Origin of the sequence: Plantactinospora sp. ZYX-F-223, assembly GCF_039649625.1 — a bacterium.
Lineage (GTDB): Bacteria > Actinomycetota > Actinomycetes > Mycobacteriales > Micromonosporaceae > Plantactinospora.
Map to the genome: position 1 here is coordinate 1 of NZ_JBDJAV010000181.1, position 897 is coordinate 897.

Here is an 897-nt window from a genome sequence, read left to right on the forward strand (position 1 = left end):
GATCGCAACGTGAGCTGTCTTGAACGCCCACATGACTCCTGCAGAACATCCCGGGTGCTTAGGGAGCGGAGCCCTGTGAGGAGCATGCAATGAATGAGGAGAACGTATGAGCGAACTCAAAGAGGCGACGCCGGTACATGGAACACCGGGGGTGAGGGTGGTCGCCGCGTCGTCGTGCGCCGCGGCCGTGCCGACCCAGCCTGCAGCCGCCCGCGCTGCCCTTACTGCCATGCAACCCAGCAGCAGGCGGGGCTGGGCGTCCGTGGGCGCGGTCGCACTCGGCGCATTCGTCATCGTCATGACGGAGACGCTACCGGCGGGCCTGCTGCCGAAGATCGCCGACGGACTGCATGTCCCGCTCGGCCTTGCAGGGCTGACGGTGCTGGTGCCGGGCTTCGCCGCCGCGGTGTCGGCGCCGCTATTCTTCCTCGGCTCCGGCCGCTTCAACCGGCGCTCAATCATCCTTGTCCTGGGTCTGACGGTGCTGCTGTCGAATGTGGTCGTCGCGGTGGCGCCGAACTTCGTCCTGGTGCTGATCGCCCGTATGCTCTTCGGCGCCACCCTCGGAGCCTTCTGGACCGTGGTGTCACCGGTCGGACCCAAGCTGGTGGGCCCGACCGGGGGCACTCGCGCCATCACCATCATCGCGGCCGGTATTTCGGGTGGGACGGTGGTGGGACTGCCTGCGGGCCAATTCCTCGGCAACCTCGTCGGCTGGCGTCTCACTTTCGCCATCGCGGCGGCGACACTGCTCGTCGTGGTTGTGCAAACACTCGTGCTGCCAGGCATTCTGCCGGACGGGCGCACGCACCTGTCTGATCTCGTGGGAGTCGTGACACGACCGGCCGTCCGGTTTGGGATGGTAGCGGGCGCGGCGGTGTTCATTGGACAGTTCAC

1 protein-coding gene is annotated in these 897 nt (G+C 66.8%); it reads left to right on the forward strand.

What is annotated here, in order from left to right:
* Positions 1–106: 106 nt before the first annotated feature.
* A partial coding sequence (locus AAH979_RS43070) for an MFS transporter (RefSeq protein WP_346263884.1) occupies positions 107–897 on the forward strand: 791 nt, incomplete at its 3' end.